Origin of the sequence: Streptomyces sp. V4I2 (assembly GCF_030817655.1) — a bacterium.
Taxonomy (GTDB): domain Bacteria; phylum Actinomycetota; class Actinomycetes; order Streptomycetales; family Streptomycetaceae; genus Streptomyces; species Streptomyces plumbiresistens.
On sequence record NZ_JAUSZM010000003.1, the window covers coordinates 9,275,823 to 9,299,382 of the forward strand.

Sequence of the window (23,560 nt, forward strand, 5' to 3'; positions counted from 1 at the left end):
TCACTCCTCCTTGTCGCCGGGGGCCGCTGGTGACGTACGCAGTCTGGTCACCGTCGCGGCCACCTGCTGCCGAACCGGTTCCGGCGCTCCCTCTCCGTTGACAGCGTCGACCAGGTTGTGGGCCACGTCACGCAGCTTGGTGTTGGTGTTCTGGGATGCCTCGACCAGAACCGTCCAGGCCTCCTCGGCGCTCAGTCCGAAGGAGGCCATCAGCACTCCGCGGGCCAGGTCGATGACCGGCCGGGTGTGCATGGCCCGCTCCAGGTGCATGATCTCGGCACGCAGCTCCGGCTCGGTCTCCGGGCGTGCTGCCCTGGCACCGGACACAGCGAAAAGTGACAGAGTCCCGGTGCCCGCGAGGAGTCTGCGCACCGCGGCACTGGTGGCCCGAACGGCCAGGTCCTTGCCACTCTCCCGGGCGTGCCGACGCACCCGCACCAGGACATTGAGGCCGGAGCAGTCACAGAAATCGACGCCGCTCAGGTCGAGATCAATTCCGCGGACCGATCGGCGGAGGGCCCCGGAGAGTGCATCGCCGAGCGCCTGCACGCCGGCGATGTCGATCTCGCCGGTCACCACCACGGCCGTCCGGTCGCCCTCGGGCCGCGTTTCGATACCCAGCATGGACTGCTGGTGACCGCTCACCGGGCAGGTGTCCGCGGAGGCGGTCTCGTCCTCGCCTGTGAGCTGCGTAGGAAGCGTACGTTCAGACATCGTGGCCACTCCCCGAGGCGACGTGCGTCCTGCGATCCAGCGTGAGCCCGGCGAATCTCGTACGTCAAGAGATTCAGGAAATCTCATTCAGGCTTTTGAACGCGCGAATCGCGGCTCCTACCCTGTAGGCATGGGTGATGTACCTGAACGGCACATGGGGTGGACCTTCCTGACCAATCACGCCCGCGTGCTGGCCGCGATCGCTGACGATCCCACCACGCGCATCCGCGATATCGCCGCGCGATGCCGGCTCACCGAACGTGCCGTCCAGAAGATCGTTTCCGACTTGGAGGCGGACGGCTATCTCAGCCGCACGCGTCAGGGGCGGTCCAACACGTATCGCATCGAAGAGGGGACGATACTGCGTCATCCCGCCGACTCGGGGCTGACGGTATCGGGGCTTCTCTATCTCCTTGCCCAGCACGATGCCGATCGCGGCGGTGAGCTCCCCAGCAGGAAGTGACGACTCGGGGAACAGGCCGTCATGTGGGTCATGTGCCGCGTGACCGTCTGCTGATCTTGTTGCGGGCGATCAACTCCAGTACGACGGCGACCGCGACGGCCTCCACCGCCAGCAGGGCGATCAGCACGAACAGCTGGACCGCTCCGGCCAGCAGGGGTGACGCGCCGCCGAGCAGCATGCCGATGAACGCGCCGGGGAGGGTGACCAGTCCGACCGTTCTGGTCTGGTCGAGGGCCGGGATCAGCGCTCCGGCGGCCGAGGTCCGGGCGATCTCCAGCCGGGCCTCCCGGTCCAGGAGCCCGATGGACAGCGCGGCCTCGACCTCGCCGTGGCGCGTCTCCAGCTCCTCCAGCGCTCGCCGGCCGGCGAGCACCGTCGCGGTCAGCGCACCGCCGATGAGGATGCCGGTGACGGGGATGAGAGCGATGCCCTTGACCGGGAGCACGCCGATGGCCACGAGCAGGACGACGACCGGGAACGCGGCGCCGCCGATCGGAACGGCGGCCCACCACCAGGTGCCGTTGTCGGTGATGCGGCGGCCGGCCGTCCACGTAGCCACACCGAACATCACCGCGATGAAGGCGAACAGCAGCAGACGCGAGTCGAGCGCCCACCGGATGACGACGGCCACCGCGGCCAGCTGCACCGTCGCCCGAAGCCCGGCGGTGACGATCGCGCGGGTGTGTCCCAGCCGGGCCAGTGCCGCCACCGCGGCGGCCGCGACGAGCAGTACCGCGAGCGCGATGCCCAGAGCCGGGTTCACCGGGAGCAGGGTGGAGGCCGACGCGATCACGGCTTCACCTTAGGCGGGGTGCGCCGCCGCGCGGACTGGGATCCGCGCGGCGGCGGTCTGCCGGCCCCCGGGACCGTGGTGGGGCCGACGCCTGTGAACACCGAACGGTCCGCGCAGGACCGTTCCGGTGGTCAGGGACGACTGGTCAGGTATCCGCCCATGGAGGTGAAGTACTCGGTCGCACCCAACTCCCGTCCGTCTTCGGTCCGTACGCGGGTGATGGCCAGGCCGCGGTTGCGGCCGGTACGGGCGTCCGCTCCGGCGACGATGACCACGCCGTCGCCCTCGCGATAGAAGATGCGGCCGGGTGTGCCGCCGTAACGGCCCTGGGACACCACGGCGGCGAGGACCTCGAGGCGCTTGCCCTTGTGGAAGGTGAAGGCGCTGGGGTACGGCTCGGACTGGGCGCGGACGAGGCGTTCGAGGTCCTCGGCGGGCCAGTCCCAGTTGAGGCGGATGTCCTCGGTGGACCGCTTGTGGAAGAAGCTGGCCTGGGACCGGTCCTGCTTGGTGAACTCCGTCTGCCCGGCGGCGATGAGGTCGAGCGCACCGATGGTGACCGGGGCGATGAGGTCAACGGTCTTGTGGAAGAGGTCGGTGGTGGTGTCCGTCGGTCCGACCGGAACCGCCTCCTGGCGGACGATGTCACCGGCGTCGAGTTCGTCGTTCATCATGTGCGCGGTGACGCCCACTTCGGGCTCGCCGTTGATCAGGGCCCAGATCAGCGGGGAGAAGCCGGCGTACTTCGGCAGCAGCGAGTCGTGCACGTTCAGCGTGCCGCGGGGCGGCAGGTCGAAGATGCGCGGGGGGATCCACGTCCGCCAGTTGTTCGCCACGATGATGTCCGGGGCGGCCTCCTTGAGGCGCTCGAACAGCTCGTCGTCGTCGGGGCGGTTGCGGATCAGCACCGGGACGCCGTGCTCCTCGGCGAGATCGGCGACGGAGTCGCTCCAGATCTTCTCGTACGCGTGCTCGCTCTTGGGATGCGTCACGACCAGAACCACGTCGTGGTCGGAGTCGAGAAGGGCTTGCAGGGTGCGGTGCCCCCAGGTCTGGTAACCGAACATGGCGACCCGCATGGGGTTCCTCCTCAAGGCAGGGAATGACCAGAGGATAGTAAAGCAAGGCTTACCTTAGTTTACAACGGGTGCAAATGGGGCCCCAGTTGGCAGGTATCGCCGACGGGTTGTCCGTTTCGCCCTATCGACAGCTTCACAGGATTAGCTTAGGCTCACCTAAGTTCCCCGGCGGGCCGCTCCGTCGGTGTGCCCACCTGTCGTACTTTCCCCACGCCTGACAGGCAACTGCCCCGCACGATGGGAGTGACATGTCACAGGTTCTTCCTGATGACGCATCACCGGTCCACGACCTCATTGGCATCGGCTTCGGACCGTCCAATGTGGCCATGGCGATCGCACTCAGTGAGCACAACGCACGCGTCGGCGGGCAGGAGGCGATCACCGCTCACTTCTTCGAGCAGCAGCCGTGCTTCGGATGGCACCGCGGCATGCTGATCGACGACGCGACCATGCAGGTGTCCTTTCTCAAGGACCTGGTGACGCTCCGGAACCCGACCAGCGAGTTCAGCTTCCTCTGCTACCTGAAGAGCAAGGACCGGCTGATCGACTTCATCAACCACAAGAACCTCTTCCCCCTGCGGGTGGAGTTCCACGACTACTTCGAGTGGGCCGCGGCCAAGGTCGACGGCATGGTCTCCTACGGCCATGAGGTCGTCGGCGTCGCGCCCGTCGTCCGGGACGGAGCCGTGGAGCACCTGGAAGTGACGGTCCGGTCGGGGGAGGGGCTCGCGGTGCACCGGGCCCGCAACCTCGTCATCGGTACCGGGCTGCGTCCTCTCATGCCGGAGGGCGTGGAGCGCGGCGACCGCGTCTGGCACAACTCCGAACTGCTGGCGAAAGTCGACGAGTTGGAGGACGCCTCGCCCTCCCGGTTCATCGTCGTGGGCGCCGGACAGAGCGCCGCCGAGAACGTCGCCTACCTGCACCGCCGCTTCCCCCGGGCCGAGGTCTGCGCGGTCTTCTCGCGCTACGGCTACAGCCCCGCCGACGACAGCAGCTTCGCCAACCGGATCTTCGACCCCGCGGCGGTCGACGAGTACTACGCGGCACCGGACGACGTCAAACGCCGGCTGATGGACTACCACGGCAACACCAACTACTCCGTGGTGGACATCGACCTCATCGACGACCTGTACCGGCAGATGTACCAGGAGAAGGTCCTCGGCACCGAGCGGCTGCGCTTCGTCAACGTCTCCCGGCTCACCGGCGTCAAGGAGACACCGGACAAGGTCAGCGCCACCGTGAAGTCCCTCGTCACCGGCGAGGAAAGCTCCCTGGACGCGGACGTCGTGGTCTTCGCCACCGGGTACAGCCCCGCCGACCCCATCGGTCTCCTCGGTGAGGTCGCGGACCGCTGCCTCCGTGACGAGGAGGGCCGCGTCCACGTCGAGCGGGACTACCGCATCGCCACGGACCCGGGCCTGCGCTGCGGCATCTACCTGCAGGGCGGCACGGAGCACACGCACGGCATCACGTCGTCCCTGTTGTCCAACACCGCGATCAGGGTCGGCGAGATCCTGGACTCGCTGCTCGACCGGGGCGTCAAGTCAGCCTCGGACGAGGCCCGTCCGGTCGCCGACGGCATCGCCAGCACCGCCCGCTAGTCCGCCCACCCGTCCAGCCCCCACACCGCCGCGCCCCGCCTGGTGGAACCGCACCCGGCAGGCGCGGCACCTGTGTGCGACCCCGGGAAAGGAACCCCCCGGCACACCGCTTCCTGAGCGTGCCGTGCCCGACCGGCCATGCGTACCGAGCTGATCAAAGGGATAACGTACGTCGACATGGGCACGACTGCAGTTGAGCGCCCCGCGCCCAGGGGCACAACAGAGGCCCGCCGACGGCGGGTTGTGGGTTTGGGCACGCTTGTGGTGATCCTCGTGGTCACGGGCGCGGTGTCGTTGGCCGTCGGTGCGCGCGCGTTGAGTCCCGCCGAGGTGTGGCACGGGCTGTTCGCGGCGCCGGACTCCGACCAGCGGCTCACCGAGATCAGGCTCATCGTGCAGACCGTACGGGTCCCGCGGACGGTGCTCGGGATCGTGGCGGGGGTCGCCCTGGGGGTCGCCGGGGCGCTGATCCAGGGGTACACCCGCAACCCGATCGCCGACACGGGCCTGCTGGGGGTGAACACCGGCGCCTCGTTCGCCGTGGTGTCGGTGATCGCCGTGTTCGGGTTCTCCAACCCGTTCCAGTACGTCTGGTTCGCCTTCCTGGGGGCGGCACTCGCCGGTGTCGTCGTGTTCGGTCTCGCGAGCATCGGCCGGGGAGCCGGCAACCCGTTGACGCTCGCACTGGCCGGGCAGGGGATCACGGTCTTCCTCATGGCGATGACCACGGCGGTCGCGCTGTCGAACCAGGCGTCGCTGAACGCGCTGCGGTTCTGGAACGCGGGCTCCGTGGCCGGTGTCGGGTTCGACGTCATCTGGCCGGTGACCGCGTTCATCGCGGTCGGGCTGGTGCTGGCCCTGGCCACGCTGCCCGCCATCAACCTGCTCAACCTGGGCGACGACGTGGCGCGGGGGCTGGGACTGAACATCGCGCGGAGCCGGATCACCGGCATCCTCGCCATCACCCTGCTCGCAGGCGCGGCGACGGCGGCCTGCGGCCCCATCGCGTTTCTCGGGCTCATGGTGGCCCACGTGGCCCGGTATCTGACCGGGCCGGACTATCGCTGGCTGGTGCCGTACGCGGGTCTGCTCGGCGCCGTCGTCCTGCTGGTCTGCGACATCGTGGGGCGACTGGTGGTGCGGCCGGGCGAGTTGGACGCGGGTGTCGTCGTCGCTCTGCTCGGCGCCCCGTTCTTCGCGGGTCTGGTGTGGCGCGGAAAGTTCAGGAGCGCATGAACGGGACAGGCGTGAAGCCGACAGACGCGAAGCCATCGGTGGCGCCGGGCGTGCGGTTCGGCCGGGTGTCGTTCGTATGGCGGCCCTGGATGGCGTTCGTGACGCTGCTGCTGGCGACGGCCACCTTCCTGGTCTTCTGCCTGTCCATCGGCGTCGGGGACTTCCCCATCGGCCTGTCCCGGGTGATCGCCACGATCCTCGGCCGGGGTGAGCAGGTCGACGAGTTCGTGATCATGGACCTGCGGATGCCGCGTGCCCTGGCCGGGCTCGTCGTCGGCATCGCGCTGGGGGTGTCCGGGGCGATCACGCAGTCCATCGCGCGCAATCCGCTGGCCAGCCCGGACATCCTGGGGATCACCGGGGGTGCCAGCGCGGTCTCGGTGTTCCTGGTGACGGTGTCCGGCGGAGCCTCCGCGGCGATCATCAACTCCGTGGGCCTGTCCGCGGCGGCGCTCGCCGGCGGTCTCGGCACGGGTCTGCTGGTGTACTTCCTGGCCTGGCGGCGCGGGATCGACGGCTTCCGGCTCATCCTCATCGGCATCTCGGTGAGCGCCGTGATGGAGGCGATCACCACCTGGCTGCTGGTCACGGCCGACATCAGGGACGTGGCCCGGGCCCAGGCGTGGCTGGTCGGCTCGCTGGACAACCGGTCCTGGAGCGAGGTCTGGATCGCGCTCTGGGGCACGCTCGCCCTCCTGGTCGTCGTGGCCTGTGTCGCGTTCCAGTTCAAGCCGATGCACTTCGGCGACGAGGTCGCAGCGGGCCTGGGCGTCCGGTACTCGATGGTGCGGGCGGTCCTGCTGCTGTGCGCGGTCCTGCTGGCCGGTGTGGCGGTGAGCGCGGCGGGCCCGGTCCCGTTCGTCGCGCTGGTGGCACCGCAGGTGGCGATGCGGCTGGCCAGGTACCCGACGCCGCCGATGGTGGCCTCCGGCCTGGTGGGAGCGCTGCTGCTGATCGGCGCGGACCTGGTCGCGCGCACCGCGCTGCCGATCGGTCTTCCGGTCGGCGTGGTCACCGCCGCGATCGGCGGCCCCTTCCTCGTCTATCTGCTGGTGCGGGCGAACCGCCGATAGATGGTACAAAAGTTAGGCATACCTAAACAGGGGGGCCTCGTGGGCGCTCAGTACATCACCGAGATCGAGTCCGGGGTCGTCGACGCCGCACGGCTGGCAGCCAGGGGCGTGACGGTCGGGTACGGCACCCGGATCGTCATCGACGATCTGGACGTGGAGATCCCGCCAGGGGTGATCACCACGATCATCGGCCCCAACGGCTGCGGGAAGTCGACCCTGTTGCGGACCCTGTCGCGGCTGCTCAAGCCGACCAAGGGGACGGTCGTGCTGGACGGCGACGACATCGTCAAGCTCAAGACCAGGGACGTGGCCAAGAAGCTGGGCCTGCTGCCGCAGGCGCCGGTCGCGCCGGAGGGGCTGACGGTGTCGGACCTGGTCGCCAGGGGCCGGCATCCGCACCAGAGCTGGCTGCGGCAGTGGTCGTCCGACGATGTCGCCGTCGTGGAGCGCGCGTTGGCGATGACCGGGGTGTCCGACCTCGCCGACCGTCCGGTCGACTCCCTGTCCGGCGGACAGCGCCAGCGCGTCTGGATATCCATGACCCTGGCTCAGGGAACCGACCTGCTGCTCCTCGACGAGCCGACCACCTACCTGGACCTGGCGCACGCGGTCGACGTGCTCGATCTGGTGGACGACCTGCACGAGTCGGGGTGCACGGTGGTCATGGTGCTGCACGACCTCAACCTGGCCACGCGCTACAGCGACAACCTCATCGTGATGCGGGAGGGGTCGGTCCTGGCGCAGGGGCACCCGCGTGACGTGATCACCGCCGAACTGCTGCACGAGGCGTTCGGACTGCGCGCCAAAGTGATCGACGACCCGGTGGGCGACCGGCCGCTCATCGTCCCGATCGGTCGCACACACGTCCAACTCGACTAGTTCCCCATAAAGTTACCCAGTTAGGCTAGGCTAACCTCACCTGCCCAAGGTAAGGTTTGCCTGCCCTTTAGACGGGGGCGCACGGGACAGCGCGAAAGCAAGGGACTTGGGATGCTCCTCCATCGATCGACGTTCAAGAGATCCCGACGGCGACTGGCGGCGGTTCTGTCCGCCGCGGCACTCGGCGTCGGCCTCCTCGCGGGATGCGGTTCCGACTCGTCGGACTCGGAGGACAAGGCGAGCGAGACCACCCCGGCTGCCGCCGCCGGCGCGTTCCCGGTCACCGTGGAGCACGCGTTCGGATCCACGGAGGTCACCAAGGCCCCCCAGCGGGTCGTCTCCGTCGGCTACACGGACGACCAGACCATCCTGGCCTTCGGCATCAAGCCGGTCGGCATGGTCGACCAGTACCCGAACCCGCCGGGCAAGACCCCCGACATCAACACCCAGTGGCCCTGGGTGAAGGACAAGTGGGGCAGTACCCAGCCCGAGGTCATCATGAAGAACGGTGACTCCGGCCCCAATTACGAGAAGATCGCCGCCCTGCGGCCGGACCTGATCATCGCGGTCTACTCCGAGATCGACCAGGCCGCCTACGACAAGCTCTCCAAGATCGCCCCGACGGTGGGCCGTACCAAGGCCGAGAAGGAGCCGTTCAGCGCGCCCTGGCAGGACAACGCGCTGCACATCGCCAAGGCGCTCGGCAAGGCCGAGGAGGGCGAGAAGATGGTCGAGGGCATCCAGGGCCGGCTCGACGCCGCCAAGAAGGCGCACCCCGCCTTCGCGAACCAGACCGCCGTCGCGTTGTCCTGGTACGAGGACTCCGTGGCGCCGTTCACCTCCACCGACGTGCGCGGACGGCTGGTGACGGGCATCGGCTTCAAGTACCAGACCGAGATCGACAAGATCGCGGACGGCAGCTTCTACACCCAGCTCTCCCCCGAGCGCATCGACCTGATCGACGTCGACCACATCTTCGTCATCAACGACAAGGCGGACACGGAGGCGCTGAAGAAGTTCAAGCTCTTCGCCAACCTGGACGCCGTGAAGAAGGGCAACGTGTCGTACCTGCTGGACAGCGAGGGTCCGGCGGTCGGCGCGGCCATCTCCCAGGGCACCCTGCTGTCGATGCCGTACGCGATCGACGAGCTCGTCAAGTCGGCCGAGTAGGTAGTGAGCACCACCGACACGCGCGTCGCCCCGGCGACCCTGCGCACGGCGACCGGACGCGAGGCCACCCGATGGGTCGCGGTGCACTGCCGCGAGGTGCCGTGGCTGACGGTCGCCACCGTGCTCACCACGGTGGCCGGGGCGGCGCTCCAGGTACTCCCGGTGCTCCTCCTCGGCCGGGTGGTCGACGGGGTGGTCGAGGGTGAATCGCGCTCGATCCTGGTCAGGATCGGGGTGTTGATGGTGGCCGCCGCCCTGCTCGGCGCGGCGGCCACCGCGGTGTCGACCTACCTCATCGGACGGCTGGGCGCGGATCTGCTCGCGCGGTTGCGCGAAGGCGCCGTCCGGGCGGTGCTGGGGATGCCGAGCGCACGGATAGAGCAGGTCGGCCGCGGGGACGTGCTGTCCAGGGTCGGTGACGACGTGGCCGTGATCTCCAAGGGCATCCGAACGGCCGTCCCCACGGTGTTCTCGGCGGGCGTGCTGGTCGTCATCGCCACGGCCGGCATGTTCGGCCTCGACTGGCGGCTCGGCCTGGCGGGCGCCGGCGCGCTGCCCGCGTACGCACTGGCCCTGCGCTGGTATCTGCCCCGGTCCGCCCCGCTCTACCGGAAGCAGCGGGTGGCCCAGGCCGACCGTGCGCAGGCGCTGATGAGCGGTCTGAACGGGATCGACACGGTCCGGGCGTACCGCCTCGAAGGCGCCTTCCGCGAGAAGGTCACCAGCGAGTCGTGGCGGGTGCGCGATCTCGGCATCGAGGTGTTCCGGTTCTTCGGCCGGTTCGTCGGCCGGGAGAACCGCGCCGAGTTCATCGGCCTTGTCCTGATTCTTGTGGTGGGCTACGCCCTGTTGGAGGCCGACGCCGCCAGCCTGGGCGAGGTGTCGGCGGCCCCGCTGCTGTTCCACCGGCTGTTCACGCCGCTGGGCGCCATCATGTTCACCTTCGACGAGGCGCAGAAGTCGGGCGCGAGCCTGACCCGGCTGGTCGGGGTGCTCGGGGAGTCCGCGGAGGAACGGCTGGTGGGCGACACCTCCGTCGCGCCGGCCGACGCCGGGGCGTACCCCGTGACGGTGGAGGGACTGACGTTCAGTTATCCCGACGCCGAGGAGCCGGTCCTCAGGGATGTCAACCTGACCATTCCGGCCGGGGGTTCGCTCGCGCTGGTGGGGGCCACGGGCGCGGGCAAGACGACCCTGGCCGCGCTGATCGCGGGCATCGGAACCCCTCAGGCCGGGTCGGTGCGCGTCGGGCCGACCAATCTCGCCGGTCTGGACGAGGCCGGGGCGCGGGCCCTGGTGAGCATCCTGACGCAGGAGACGCACGTGTTCTCCGGCTCGCTCGCCGACGACCTGCGGCTGGCCGCGCCGGAGGCGACCGACGCCGAGCTGATGGACGCGCTGCGCACGGTCGGCGCCGACGGCTGGGTCGACGCGCTGCCCGACGGACTGGACACCCTGGTCGGCGAGGGCGGCGAGCGCCTGGACGTCACCAAGGTCGCCAAGATCGCCCTGGCCCGGCTGGTGCTGAGCCGGGCGCCGGTGGTGGTGCTCGACGAGTCGACCGCGGAGGCGGGCAGCGAGGGCGCCGCCGAGCTGGAGCGGGCCGTGCTGGCCGCGTGCGCGGGCCGGACCACGCTGTTCGTGGCGCACCGGCTGACCCAGGCGATGGCGGCGGACCGCATCGCCGTGCTGGACGCGGGACGCGTCGTGGAGCAGGGGACGCACGAGGAGTTGGTCGCTCTGGGCGGCCGGTACGCGCGACTGTGGCGGGCTTGGCGAGAAGGTAGTTAGGCAATCCTAAGTTAGGCTAGGCTAACTTTCGCACCTGGAAAGGGCGTTGAGTCTTCGATGATGGAACCGAGCGCTCGTCACGTACTGCTTTCTCCCGCACGCCTGGCCGACGTGCGCCGGCGGACCGGCGACCACTCCGACCGGACCATCGCCGAAGCGTGTGCCATCGGGCTGTCGTACTGGGCGACGGGCCGGAGTCCCGACGGCATCGACCTCACCCCGGGCACCCTGTTCGCCGATGTCCTCGGGTGGGTCGACAACGGCGGGACCGGACCCGGCGGTTGGGAGGTCGACGCGGACGGCCGGAGCATCGCCGTCCCGGAAGGGGTTGCGGCGGGTGACGCGCAGCTCGCCCTTGACGACCTGACCGACTTCCCCGACCGGCCCATCGGCACCATCAGCCCGTCCGGAGTGGCGGCGAGGCTCGACGCGCTGGCCGAGTGGAACGACACCGAGGCCGACCGGGTCCGCCTCACCATCGTGGAAATGTTCCGCGAACAGGCGCGGACCAGGCCGGACGCCGTCGCCATCATCGACGAGCACCGCTCGCTGACCTATCGTCAGGCAGCCGAGCTGTCCAGCCAGTTGGCCCACCACCTGATCGAACGCGGGCTCACCGCCGAACAGGTCGTCGGCATCTCCCTGGGCCGCTCCGCCGACATGGTGATCGGGCTGCTCGGCGTGCTCCAGGCCGGATGCGCGTTCGTGCCGCTCGACCCCCAGTGGCCCGCCGCGCGCCGAGCCGTCGTCATCGACGACGCCCGGGTCGTCGTACAGCTCAACGACTCGGGCGAGCACGACCCGAGTGAACCGGAAGCCGTGGCCGTCGACCTCGGCGACTGGCGGTTCGGTTCCTGCTCCACCGAGGGGACCGGGATCACCGTCCCCGGCGCGGGCCTAGCCTACGTGATCTTCACGTCCGGTTCGACCGGGCGGCCCAAGGGCGCGATGATCCGCCACGAAGCGATCAGCGAGCGCCTGCTCTGGCAGGTCGACGAGATCCTGGGCTTCGGCCACGACGACGCCTCGCTCTTCAAGGCACCGCTGTCCTTCGACATCTCCATCAACGAGATCTTCCTGCCGCTGGTGTCCGGCGGCAGACTGGTGGTCCTGCGGCCCGGCGGCGAACGCGACCCGCACCACCTGCTGAGCATCATCGCCGAACACCGAGTCACCTTCACCTACTTGGTGTCGTCCATGCTGGACGTGCTCCTTGAGATCGCGGGCGACTCCGGGCAGTTGGACAGCCTGCGGCACGTGTGGTGCGGCGGCGAGGTACTGACCCCGGAGCTGTACGAGCGGTTCCGCACCCGGCTCGACATCCCCATGTACCACGGCTACGGCCCCGCCGAGACGACGATCGGTGTCTCGCACGTCATCTACCGGGGCGCGGCCGAACGCCTGTCGACGTCGATCGGCAAGGCCAACCCCAACACCCAGCTGTACGTGCTGGACGACGAGTTGCGCCCGGTCCCGGTCGGCGTCGGCGGCGAGCTGTACGTGGGCGGATTCCTCCTCGGGCGCGGGTACGTCAACGCGCCCGGCCTGACGGCCTCCCGGTTCGTGGCGAACCCCTTCGCGAACGACGGGTCCCGGCTGTACCGGACCGGCGACCTCGCACGGTTCGCCCCGGACGGGTCACTGGACTTCCTCGGCCGCGCCGACAACCAGATCAAGATCCGCGGTATGCGGCTGGAGATCGAGGACGTCGAGGTCGGTCTCGCCGAGCACCCGGGCGTACGGCACACCTGTGTCGTCGCGAAGAAGAACGCGGCCGGCGGCACCTATCTGGTGGGATACGTGATCCCGGCCGCCGGGAACGAGGACCTGCGGGCGGACGAGGTCAAGGCCTGGGCCACCCTGCACATGGTCGAGTACATGGTGCCCGCCCACATCGTCGTGATGCGGGAGTTCCCGCTCACCGCGAACGGCAAGCTCGACCGGAACGCGCTGCCGGAACCCACGATCGGGACGGGCTCCCTCATACCGCCCACCACCGACGACGAGCGCGCGGTGTGCGCGGCGGTCGCCGCGGTGCTGCGGCTGGACGAGGTCGGTGTCGACCAGGACTTCTTCCAGCTCGGCGGAGACAGCATCCTGGCGATCTCCCTGCTGAGCGCGCTGCGCGACGCGGGTCTCCATGTCACGGCACGGCAGATCTTCGCCCACAGCACGGCGGGGGCGCTGGCGGCGGTGGCGAGCCGTGAGGACGTCTCCATCGTGGACCACGGCGATGTCGCGACCGGCTCCGTCGTGGGATCGCCCATCGTTCAGTGGCTCGGCAAGACCACGGACGCCATCGACGGGTTCGTGCAGTCGGTGGTGCTGAACACCCCGGCGGACCTGACCGCCGAGGCCCTCGACGAGATCCTCGCCGCCGTGGTCGGGCGGCACGACATGCTGCGCGCCAAGCTGGTGCGCGGTGACCGCTGGAGCTTCGACATCCCGGAGGCGGACCAGGCCGCAGGGGCATGGAGTGAGAGCGACCGGCCGCTCGACGAGTGCGTCGCGCTCGCCACCGACGCACTGGACCCGGCGGGCGGCGTGATGCTGCGTGCCGTCTGGCGCCGCGAGGCACGACAGCTGGTCCTGGTCGCCCATCACGTGGTGATCGACGGCGTGTCCTGGCGGGTCCTGATGGAGGACCTGGCCACCGCGTGGCGGCAGTTCGCCTCGGGCGCGCCGATCGAGCTGCCCCCGGTCGGCACGTCGTTCCGGCGCTGGACGCAGCTGCTGGAGCGGGCCGCGTTCGACGCGGACAGTTCCTACTTCTGGTGCCCCCTGCCGGGAGCGGACCAACCGGTGGGCAGGCGCCCGCTGTCCGAAGCCGACACCGTCGCGCTGGAGCGGGTGCGGACCGTCTCGGTCGGTCCCGAGGTCACGGCCGCCCTGCTGGGCGAGATTCCCGCGAAGTTCCACGCGGGCGTCAACGACGTCCTGCTGACCGCGCTCGCCGTCACCCTCGCCCGGTGGCGCCGCGACCTCGGGCAGGAGCAGACGTTCGCGCACATCGAACTCGAAGGCCACGGCCGCGAAGGACAGTTCGTGGCGGGCAGTGCCGGCTTCGAGCCGGAGCTGTCGCGGACCGTGGGCTGGTTCACCACCCTGTTCCCGGTGACCGTCGACCCCGGCGCGACGACGGACTTCACCGCGCCCGAGTACCTGGCCGCCGCGCTCAAGGCGGTCAAGGAAGACCTCGCCCGAGTGCCGGACAACGGCGTTTCCTACGGCGCTCTGCGCTACCTGACCCACACCGAGTTCGACGCCCCCGCACCGCAGGTGCTGTTCAACTACCTCGGCCGCTTCGACGCGGGCGCCTCCGGTGACTGGCAACTCGCGGGCACTACAGGCCAGTTGGGCGAGAAGCGCGACCCGGGGATGCGCCTGCCGCGCGCCCTGGAGTTCAACGCGATCGCCGAACCCGCCTCGACCAGCGGTGAGTTCGAGCTGGTGACCGCCATCTCCTGGCCCGACGGGATGTTCACCGACGAGGACATCGCGACGCTCGGCGAGTACTTCCGAGTGGCTCTGGCCGGGCTGGCCGCGCTCGACCAGGGCGGCCACTCTCCCAGCGACTTCGGGCTGGTGCCGCTCACGCAGGCCGACGTCGACGCCCTGGACGGCCCGGCGCTGCGCGACATCCTGCCGTTGACGCCGTTGCAGGAGGGCCTGTACTTCCACTCGGTCTTCGACGACGACTCGGCGGGCGCCTACGTCGAGCAGCAACTGCTCACGCTGGACGGCGAAGTGGACGCCGGCCGGCTCGCGGCGGCGGCCACCCGGTTGCTCACCCTGTACCCGAACCTGGCCGCGCGGTTCGTGGCCCTCGCCGACGGCCGTGTGGTCTCCGTCCTGGAGAGCGGCGTGCAAGCGCCCTTCACCACGCTGGACCGCCCCGGCATCACCGACGACGAGATACGCGACCTGGCCGAGCGGGACCGCCGCGCCGGGTTCGACCTGGCCACCGGCCCGCTGATGCGGTACACGCTCATCCGCGCGCGCTCCGGCCGGAACGTCCTGGTGCAGACCGTGCACCACATCATCGCCGACGGCTGGTCGGTGCCGCCGATGCTCCGCGCGCTGCTGGCCGAGTACCACGCGCCGGGCACCCTGTACCCGCTCGGCGGCTTCCCCGACTACGTGCACTGGCTCGCCGGGCGCGACGAGGGCGAGAGCGACCGCGTATGGCGCGAGGAGCTCGCCGAGCTGCCGGGCCCGTCGCTGGTCGCCGAGGGACACACCCCGTCCGACCGGTTCGACGACACCGCCGTGGAGCCGGAGGACGACATCGACGCGGCCGTCCGGACGGCCGGCGTGCCGCTGAGCGTGGCCGTGCACAGCGCCTGGGCGGTGACGCTGGGCGGCCTCCTGCACGGCACGGACGTGGTGTTCGGCTCCACCGTGTCCGGGCGCGACGCCGACGTCCCCGGCATCGAGAACATGGTGGGTCTGTTCATCAACACGATCCCCGTGCGCGCTCGGTGGGCCGGCACCACCACGTTCCGTGACCTCCTCGCCTCCGTGCGGGAACACCAGAGCGCGGTGCTGCCGCACCAGCACGTCTCCCTGGCGAGGATCGGCCGCCAGGCCGGCGCCGGCTCCCTCTTCGACACCCTGGTGGTGTTCGACGTGGCGACCGATGTGGAGGGTCTGCGGGGGCCCGACCATGAGCTGGTCATCACCGACATCGTGAACGAGGGCGCTCCGCACTACCCGTTGACGCTGGTGGTGGAGCGCGCGCTCGACGGACGTCCGCGCTTCAACCTGATCTACGACGGCGAGCTGCTGCGGGAGGCGAGTGCCGAGGCGATCCTGCGTACGTTCACCCGGACCCTCACCGGCCTGCTCACCCGGCCGGACGCCCTGGTCGACGACCTGGCGCGGGAGGGCGAGCGGCGTCCCGCGCGGATCACACCGACGACCTTGGGCGGCCTGTTCGACGCCGCCGCGCACCGCGACCCGGCCGCCACCGCCGTCACCCAGTGCGCTCTCGACGGCGGTACCCGGTCCCTGACGTACGGCGAACTGGCCGACGCGAAGAACGAGTTGGCGTCGGCCCTGCGCGCGGCCGGGGTCGGGCCGGGCAAGCGGGTCGCCGTCGCCGTCCCTCGCTCCATCGAGCAGGTCGTCGCCCTGGTCGCGATCGTCGCCGCGGGCGGCGCGTACGTGCCGCTGGACCTGGCGTACCCGGACGAACGGCTGGAGTACATCCTCGCCGACGCCGCCCCGCAGGTCGTCCTCGTGGACCGTGAGCAGCGGGACCGCTTCACGGCACTGCTGGACCGGGCGGGCGTGTCGGCGCGGGTGCTCGTGCAGGGAGACGAGCTGCCGCCGGCCGCCACCGGTGCCCCGGAGCCCGAGGTCAGTTGGCACGACCCCGCGTACGTGATCTACACCTCCGGATCGACCGGCCGGCCCAAGGGCGTCGTCGTCCCGCACTCCAGCGTGGTGACCCTGCTCGCGAACACCCGGCCCGACATGGACTTCGGCCCGCACGACGTGTGGGTCCAGTTCCACTCCTTCTCCTTCGACTTCGCCGTCTGGGAGCTGTGGGGCGCCCTGGTGCACGGCGGTGAGCTGCTGGTGCCGGAGTACGGGCTGACCCGCTCCCCGGTCGAGTTCCACCGGCTGGTCCGCGTACGCGGAGTCACCGTGCTCAACCAGACACCGTCGGCGTTCTACCAGTTCATCGAGGCCGACCGGCATGCCGACGAGCCGGTCACGTCACTGCGCCGGATCATCTTCGGCGGCGAAGCGCTGGATCTCGGGCGGCTGCGCGGCTGGGTCGAGCGGCACGGCACCGGCTCGCCCGAGCTGGTCAACATGTACGGCATCACCGAGACCACCGTCCACGTCACCCACCGGGTGCTGACGGACGAGGACTTCGGCCTCGGCGACGACGTCAGTCCGATCGGCGGTCCCCTACCCGGCCTGGCCACCTACCTGCTCGACGACCGGCTCCGCCCGGTGCCACCGGGCCGGGTGGGCGCCATCTACGTCGCCGGCGACCAGGTGTCGCTCGGCTACCTGGGCAGGCCGGGGCTCACCGCGGGACGGTTCGTGGCGAACCCGTTCGCGGGCGACGGCTCCCGGATGTACCACACGGGCGACCTCGCCCGCCGCACCCTCGACGGCGAGCTGGAGTTCGCGGGGCGTGCCGACGACCAGGTCCAACTCAAGGGGTTCCGGATCGAGTTGGGCGAGGTGGAGGCCGCGGTCAGGGAACTCGACGGTGTGGTCGACGTGGCCGTCACCGTCGCGGACAGCGGCGACCACCTCGTCGCGCACGTCGTGGGCCGGGTGCCTGGTGACCTCGTCGAGTCGCTGTCCACGAAGTTGCCCGTACACATGGTGCCGGGCCGGGTGCTGCGGGTCGACGCCCTGCCGCTGACGGTCAACGGCAAGCTGGACCGGAAGGCTTTGATCGAGCGCGCGGCCGCGCCCCTCGAGGGCGCGGGGCTGAATCCATATGCGGCTCCGCCGCGGGGCGCGACCAGCCCCCACCGGCCCGTGGATTCGTCACCGGACTCCGCACTCGCTGCCCTGGTCGACGTCTTCGCCGACACGCTGCCCGGCATCACCGTGGACGCCGACACCGACTTCTTCCGCGCCGGAGGCGACAGCATCGTCGCCATCACCGTGATCAACCGGGCCAGGGCGCTCGGCCTGCCGATCGCGCCACGGGACGTGTTCCTGCTCAGGACACCGCGCGCGCTCGCCGAGCACCTCGGAACGAGCACCCCGCAGGCCTCCGCGTCCGCCCCCACCCGCTCCGAGAACGGCCCGCTGCCCCCGACGCCGATCATCCTGCGCCAGCGCGAACTGGGCGGTTCGCTCGCCCGGTTCGCCCAGGCCAGGACGCTGGTGGCCCCCGAGGGCACCGGGGTCGCCGACGTGGAACGCGCCGCGAACGCCGTCGTGGCCGCGCACCCGGCCCTCCGGTTGCGGCTGCGCGTCGAGCACGGGGTGTGGGCACTGCGCACCGGACCCGCCCGCGAGGTCACCGTCGTACGGCCGGACACGACCGATGCGGCAACGGCGGCGAACGAGGCCGCCGGGCGCCTCGACCCCGAGTCCGGGGACGTCATCGCGTTCTCGTGGCTGGAGACGAGCCGGACCCTGGTGGTCACGGTGCACCACCTCGCCGTCGACTCGGTGTCCTGGCTGGTCCTGCTGGACGACCTGGCCGCCGTACTGCGCGGGGAGACCCTGGCGCCGCCGACCACGTCGTACGCCGAGTACGCCGAAGCCCTGACGCTCCAGTCCGCCCAGGTGATCGACGACCTGGGACACTGGGTCACCACCCTCCAGGCACCCCCGCTGCTCCCCTCGGTCGAGGGGCTGCGCGAGACCACCGTCGTACTCGCCCCCGAAGCGAGTGACCGCCTGACGCGTACCGCGCCCGCCGCACTCGGCGTCGGTCTCACCGAGTTGCTGTGCGGCGCGCTGCGCACCGCGCTGACCCACATCCAGCCCTCGCCCGGCGATCTCGCCATCGAGCTGGAGCGGCACGGCCGGGTCCCGGTCCTTGAAGACCACGACTACACCCGTACGGTCGGCTGGTTCACCTCCATCGCGCCCGTGCGGCTCACCGCGCACACCGACCCCGTCGCGGCGGCACGCGAGGTCGCCGAACGCCAGCCGGACGAGTGCGGGCACGTTGCCTACGGCCGGCTCAGGTATCTCAACCCGCAGACGGCCCCGCTGCTGAACGCCCGCCCGCAGGTGCTGTTCAACTACCTCGGCCGGGGCAGCGAGTCCCAGGCGCTGCACATCACGGGCGGCGATCAGGGCAGCCCGTACGCCGTCGAGGTCAACGCGTGGACCGACGCGGCCACCGGCAGCCTGCACGCGGCCTTCACGCTCGCCGAGGGCATCCCCGACGAGATCACCGAGCACTGGCGCAGCGCACTGGAGCACATCGCGGAGGCCTCCGCGACGGCCGAGCGCACGGCACCGGTCACCCCGCTCCAGCGGGGCCTGTTCTTCCAGGCCCAGATGGCGGGCTCGGCCGGACACTACGTCGCGCAGAGCTGGTTCACCTTCGACCGGCGCCTGGACACCGACGCGCTGGCCGAGGCGATGGCGTACGTGATCGCGCGGCACCCGGTCGTCGGCGCCGGCTTCACCACCGACGACGACGGAAACCCGGTCCAGGTCCTCAGCGCGGGACGGCGGGTCGCCGTCCGTACGGTCGAGTCGGCGACGGAGGCGGAGGTCGAAGCCCTGCGCGCCCGGGACCGCGACACCGGGTTCGACCCCGGTGAGCCGCCGCTGATCCGGCTGACCGTGGTGCGGCTGCCCGACGACCGTGACGGTCTGCTGCTGAGCTACCACCTGCTGCTGTGGGACGGCTGGTCCCGTGAGATCGTGCTGCGGGACCTGTTCGACGCCTATCAGGCCGTCCTCGCGGGTGAGGCGCCGGCAGCGGCGCCGGCGACGCCGAGCTTCGAGGACTACGCCCGGGCGCTCGACGCCAAGAACGCCAAGAACGCGGCCGTCTCGGAACGCTTCTGGGCGGAGCACCTGGCCGGCCTCCCCGGCCCGACGCTGCTCGCCGGACCGGCGCCGTCCCTTCCGGACGACCTGCCGCGCGCGCTCGTACACACCCTGTCCGCCGAACAGTCGGACCTGTTGCGGGAAGCGGCCAGGGCGCACGGCGTCACCCTGAACTCCGTGCTGACCGGCGCGTTCGGCCTCCTGCTCGGCGCGCACACGGGCCGCAGCGACGCCGTGTTCGGCGTGACCGTCTCCGGCCGGGAGGGCGAGGGCCTGGGCGACATCGTCGGCGTGCTGCTCAACACCGTGCCCATGTGGACGCGGGCACGGCCGGACGACACGGTCCGCGCCTACCTGACGGCCGTACAGGCGGCCAGGGTCGAGGCGATGGAGCACGAGCACCTGGGGCTCGGCGAGATCCAGCGGGCCAGCGGTCACGACGCCCTGTTCGACAACCTGTTCGTGCTCCAGAACTTCCTGGACATGGACGCCTTCGCCGAGATGAACGCCCGGCACGGCATCACCTCGGTGAAGGCCGATGACTCCACCCACTATCCGTTCACCTGGGTCGTCACGCCCGGCGACCGGCTCACGGTGAAGCTGGAGTACCGCGACGACGACACCGCGGGTGCCCGTCGTCTCCTCGACGACTATCTGCGCGTACTCGACGACCTCGCCAGGTCGACCGGGCCGGTCGGTGCGTTGCGGGGGGTGGGGCCGCGGCCCTCGCAGGAGGCGCGGACGGACGTCGGCACGGACACCGTCGTCGACCGGTTCGACCAGGCGGCGGACCGTGACCCGGAGCGGGTGGCGCTCGTCGCCCAGGGCTCGACCATGACCTTCGCGGGGCTCCGGGACCGCAGCCGTGCGGTGGCGGGTGTGCTCGCCCGGCGCGGCATCGGACCCGAGACGACCGTGGGTCTCGCGATCCCGCGCTCCCTCGACTCGATCGTGGCGCTGTTCGCCGTACTGCGCGTCGGTGCCGCGTACGTGCCGCTGGAGCTGGACCACCCGGACGAGCGGATCGCCGCGATCGTCGCGGACGCCCGCCCGGACGTGATCCTCACCGTGAGCGCCGTGTCGCCCCGATTGACCGGCGACCTCATCGAGCTGGACCGCCCCCTGCCGGAGGCTGACCCGTTCGTGACGTTCGCGCCGGACGACCCGGACCGCCTGCGGCACCCCGCGTACACGATCTACACCTCCGGATCGACCGGCAAGCCCAAGGGAGTCGTGACCGAGTACGCCGGGCTCACGAACATGCTGATCAACCATCAACGGCGGATCTTCGAGCCGGTGCTGGCGGAGCACGAGCACCGGGTCTTCCGGATCGCGCACACCGTGTCGTTCGCGTTCGACATGTCGTGGGAGGAGCTGCTGTGGCTCGCCGACGGCCACGAGGTGCACATCTGCGACGAGGAACTGCGGCGTGACGCGCCCCGGTTGGTCGAGTACTGCCTGGAGCACGGCATCGACGTCATCAACGTGACCCCGACCTACGCGCAACAGCTGGTCGCCGAGGGGCTGTTGGACAACCCGGCACGGCGCCCTGCGTTGGTGCTGCTGGGTGGCGAGGCCGTCACCCCGACGTTGTGGCAGCGGCTCGCCGAGACCGAGGGGACGGTCGGCTACAACCTGTACGGACCCACCGAGTACACCATCAACACCCTCGGCGTCGGCACCTTCGAGTGCCAGGACCCGGTGGTGGGGGTGGCGATCGACAACACGGATGTGTATGTACTGGATCCGTGGTTGCGGCCCCTGCCGGACGGGGTTCCGGGCGAGCTGTACGTGTCGGGCATCGGCATCGCACGCGGCTACCTCGGGCAGCCCGCCCAGACCGCGCACCGCTTCGTCGCCTGCCCGTTCGGCGCACCCGGCGAGCGCATGTACCGCACCGGGGACCTCGTGATCCGGCGGCCCGACGGCAACCTGATGTACCTGGGCCGCACCGACCAGCAGGTCAAGATCCGCGGCCACCGGGTCGAACTCGGCGAGGTGGAGGCCTCGTTCGCGGCGCATCCGGCGGTGCGGTTCGTCGCCGCGGTCGCCCAGCCCGACCCGCAGGTCGACGGGGCGTACCGGCTGGCCGCCTACCTCGTGCTCGACGGCTCCGCCGACCTGGCGGCGGTCGCCGCCGAAGTGGGCACTGGGCTACCGGACTTCCTGCGCCCGACGCACTACGCCCAGGTCGACAGCATCCCGCTGACGGTGAACGGGAAGGCTGACACGAAGGCGTTGCCGGAGGCCAAGCCGCTGGGCGCGCTGACCACGGCCGAGGAGCGCGGGCCCGAGACCGAGACCGAGACCACGGTGTGCGAGTTCTTCGCCGAGGCACTGGACCTGGACGACGACGAGGTGAGCGCGGTGAGCGACTTCGTGTCCCTCGGAGGGCACTCCATGCTGGCGGTGCGGCTGATCGGGCTGCTCCGCCGGGAGTACGGTCCAGTGATCACCATCCGTGACCTGTTCACCCTGCGAACCCCGGAAGCGATTGCCCGCCACCTCGATGACCACCTCGATGACAACTCCTGACACGCAGCGGCCCCGCCCGGGGGCCGACATCATCCGGACCGCACTCCGTCGCAACGTCGGCGCCATGGTCTGGGGCACCGTCCTCATGGGCCTGTACCAGGCGGGGGAGACCGCCTTCCCCATCGCGCTCGGCCTGATCGTCGAACACACGATGAAGGGGGACCGGAACCTCGGCTCGCTCGGCCTGTCGATCGGCGCCCTGGCCGTGATCATCACGACCGTGTCGCTGTCGTGGCGGTTCGGGATGCGCGTCCTGCAGAAGGCCAACACGACCGAGGCGCACCGCTGGCGGGTGCGCGTCGCGGCCTGCGGACTCCAGCCGGTGGCCCGGGACGTCGACCTCAAGTCCGGCGAGGTGCTGACCATCGCCACCGAGGACGCCGACCAGACCGCCGACATCATCGAGGTGGTGCCGCTGCTGATCAGTTCGCTGGTCGCGGTGCTTGTCGCGGCCGTCGCGCTGGGCCTGGCCGACATCCGGCTCGGCCTGCTGGTGATCGTGGGAACCGTCGCGATCCTGTCGATCCTGAGCGTGATGTCCAAGCGGATCGGCGCCAGTACCCAGGAACAGCAGGCCCGGGTGGCGCGGGCCGGCGCGAAGGTCGCCGACCTGATCATCGGCCTGCGTCCGCTGCACGGCTTCGGCGGCAACCACGCGGCGTTCCGGTCCTACCGGAAGGTCAGCACGGAGGCGAAGCACCAGGCGATCACCGTCGCCCGGGTGAACGGCGTGTACGCGGGCACCGCGCTGGCCCTCAACGCGGTCCTCGCCGCCGCCGTGACCCTGACGGCGGGCTGGCTGGCGTTCGAGGGCCGGATCACCATCGGAGAGCTCGTCATGGCCGTGGGGCTGGCGCAGTTCATCATGGAGCCGCTCAAGCTGTTCTCGGACATGCCCAAGTACGTGATGATGGCGCGCGCGTCGGCCGAGCGGATGGCGCTGGTGCTGGCCGCGCCGCCGGTGACGACCCCGGGCCCGGAGCGTCCGGCCGCGGGCGGAGACCTCGAGATCGACGGCATCCGGTACGGGTCCCTGCGCGAACTGAAGTTCCACGTGTCCGCCGGCGAGTTCGTGGCGATCGCCGTCTACCAGCCGCGTGCGGCGGCCGACCTGGCGTCCATCCTGGCCGTGAACGTCCCGCCCGACGCGTACGAGGGAGTGGTGCGGGTCAGCGGGCAGGAACTCGCGGACCTGTCGGTCGAGGCGGTCCGCGAGCACATGCTGGTGAACCCGTACGACGGGGAGATCTTCGCCGGCACCCTGCGCACGAACATCGACCCGTCGGGCACCAGCCGGACGGTCCCGGAGGCCGTCGAGGCCTCCATGCTGACGGACGTCGTCGCCCTCCACCGCGAAGGCCTCGACTACGCCGTCCGCGACCGCGGCGCGAACCTTTCCGGCGGGCAGCGCCAACGCCTGTCACTGGCCCGCGCCCTCGCCGCCGACACCGACGTCCTTGTCCTGCACGACCCGACGACGGCCGTCGACGCGGTCACCGAACAGCTCATCGCGCGCAACCTCGCCGAGCTGCGCCGGGGCCGCACCACCATCGTGATCGCCAGCAGCCCGGCCCTCCTGGACGCCGCCGACCGTGTCCTTGTCCTGGACGACGGGGTCATCACGGCCGAGGACACCCATCGCAACCTCCTGGCCACCGACGAGGACTACTGCCTGGCGGTGGCCCGGTGACGCGCCGCAGCGGAGGGTCGTCGCGGCCAACCAG

At 70.5% G+C, this 23,560-nt stretch carries 12 protein-coding genes; 9 read left to right on the forward strand and 3 right to left on the reverse strand.

The window, feature by feature from the left end:
* Positions 1–714, reverse strand: coding sequence for an anti-sigma factor antagonist (locus QFZ76_RS43295; RefSeq protein ID WP_307678816.1), 714 nt, complete (start codon positions 712–714; stop codon positions 1–3).
* 130 nt (positions 715–844) lie between these two features.
* Between QFZ76_RS43295 and QFZ76_RS43300 the strand changes: the two genes are divergently transcribed.
* A complete protein-coding gene (locus tag QFZ76_RS43300) occupies positions 845–1,177 on the forward strand; it encodes a helix-turn-helix domain-containing protein (RefSeq protein WP_307678817.1) in 333 nt (110 codons plus the stop codon).
* Between the two features lie 28 nt (positions 1,178–1,205).
* On the opposite strand, the gene QFZ76_RS43305 is transcribed toward QFZ76_RS43300, so the two are convergent.
* Positions 1,206–1,970, reverse strand: coding sequence for an ABC transporter permease (locus QFZ76_RS43305; protein WP_307678818.1), 765 nt, complete (start codon positions 1,968–1,970; stop codon positions 1,206–1,208).
* 131 nt (positions 1,971–2,101) lie between these two features.
* Positions 2,102–3,049, reverse strand: a complete 948-nt coding sequence (locus QFZ76_RS43310) for a methionyl-tRNA formyltransferase (protein WP_307678819.1) — start codon at positions 3,047–3,049, stop codon at positions 2,102–2,104.
* A gap of 248 nt (positions 3,050–3,297) precedes the next feature.
* Here QFZ76_RS43310 and QFZ76_RS43315 point away from each other — a divergent pair, with 248 nt between their 5' ends.
* From QFZ76_RS43315 to QFZ76_RS43350, 8 genes are all read left to right on the forward strand, one after another.
* A complete protein-coding gene (locus QFZ76_RS43315) occupies positions 3,298–4,653 on the forward strand; it encodes a lysine N(6)-hydroxylase/L-ornithine N(5)-oxygenase family protein (RefSeq protein ID WP_307678820.1) in 1,356 nt (451 codons plus the stop codon).
* Positions 4,654–4,830: 177 nt separating this feature from the next.
* Entirely contained in the window at positions 4,831–5,889 is a 1,059-nt protein-coding gene (locus tag QFZ76_RS43320; protein ID WP_307678821.1) for an iron ABC transporter permease, read from the forward strand.
* Positions 5,886–6,962: an iron chelate uptake ABC transporter family permease subunit gene (locus QFZ76_RS43325; RefSeq protein ID WP_307678822.1), complete on the forward strand. Its 1,077-nt coding sequence runs from the start codon at positions 5,886–5,888 to the stop codon at positions 6,960–6,962. The genes QFZ76_RS43320 and QFZ76_RS43325 overlap by 4 nt, the downstream gene beginning before the upstream one ends.
* A gap of 39 nt (positions 6,963–7,001) precedes the next feature.
* Complete coding sequence (locus tag QFZ76_RS43330; protein ID WP_307678823.1) at positions 7,002–7,841, forward strand: ABC transporter ATP-binding protein; 840 nt, start codon at positions 7,002–7,004, stop codon at positions 7,839–7,841.
* A gap of 111 nt (positions 7,842–7,952) precedes the next feature.
* Entirely contained in the window at positions 7,953–9,011 is a 1,059-nt protein-coding gene (locus QFZ76_RS43335) for an iron-siderophore ABC transporter substrate-binding protein (RefSeq protein ID WP_307678824.1), read from the forward strand.
* A 3-nt stretch (positions 9,012–9,014) separates the two neighbouring features.
* Complete coding sequence (locus QFZ76_RS43340) at positions 9,015–10,802, forward strand: ABC transporter ATP-binding protein (RefSeq protein ID WP_307678825.1); 1,788 nt, start codon at positions 9,015–9,017, stop codon at positions 10,800–10,802.
* A 57-nt stretch (positions 10,803–10,859) separates the two neighbouring features.
* The gene (locus tag QFZ76_RS43345) at positions 10,860–21,836 is read left to right on the forward strand and encodes a non-ribosomal peptide synthetase (RefSeq protein WP_307678826.1); all 10,977 of its coding nucleotides are present in this window, start codon (positions 10,860–10,862) and stop codon (positions 21,834–21,836) included.
* On the forward strand, positions 21,823–23,526 hold the full coding sequence (locus QFZ76_RS43350; protein ID WP_307678827.1) for an ABC transporter ATP-binding protein: 1,704 nt from the start codon (positions 21,823–21,825) through the stop codon (positions 23,524–23,526). The genes QFZ76_RS43345 and QFZ76_RS43350 overlap by 14 nt, the downstream gene beginning before the upstream one ends.
* Positions 23,527–23,560: the final 34 nt, after the last annotated feature.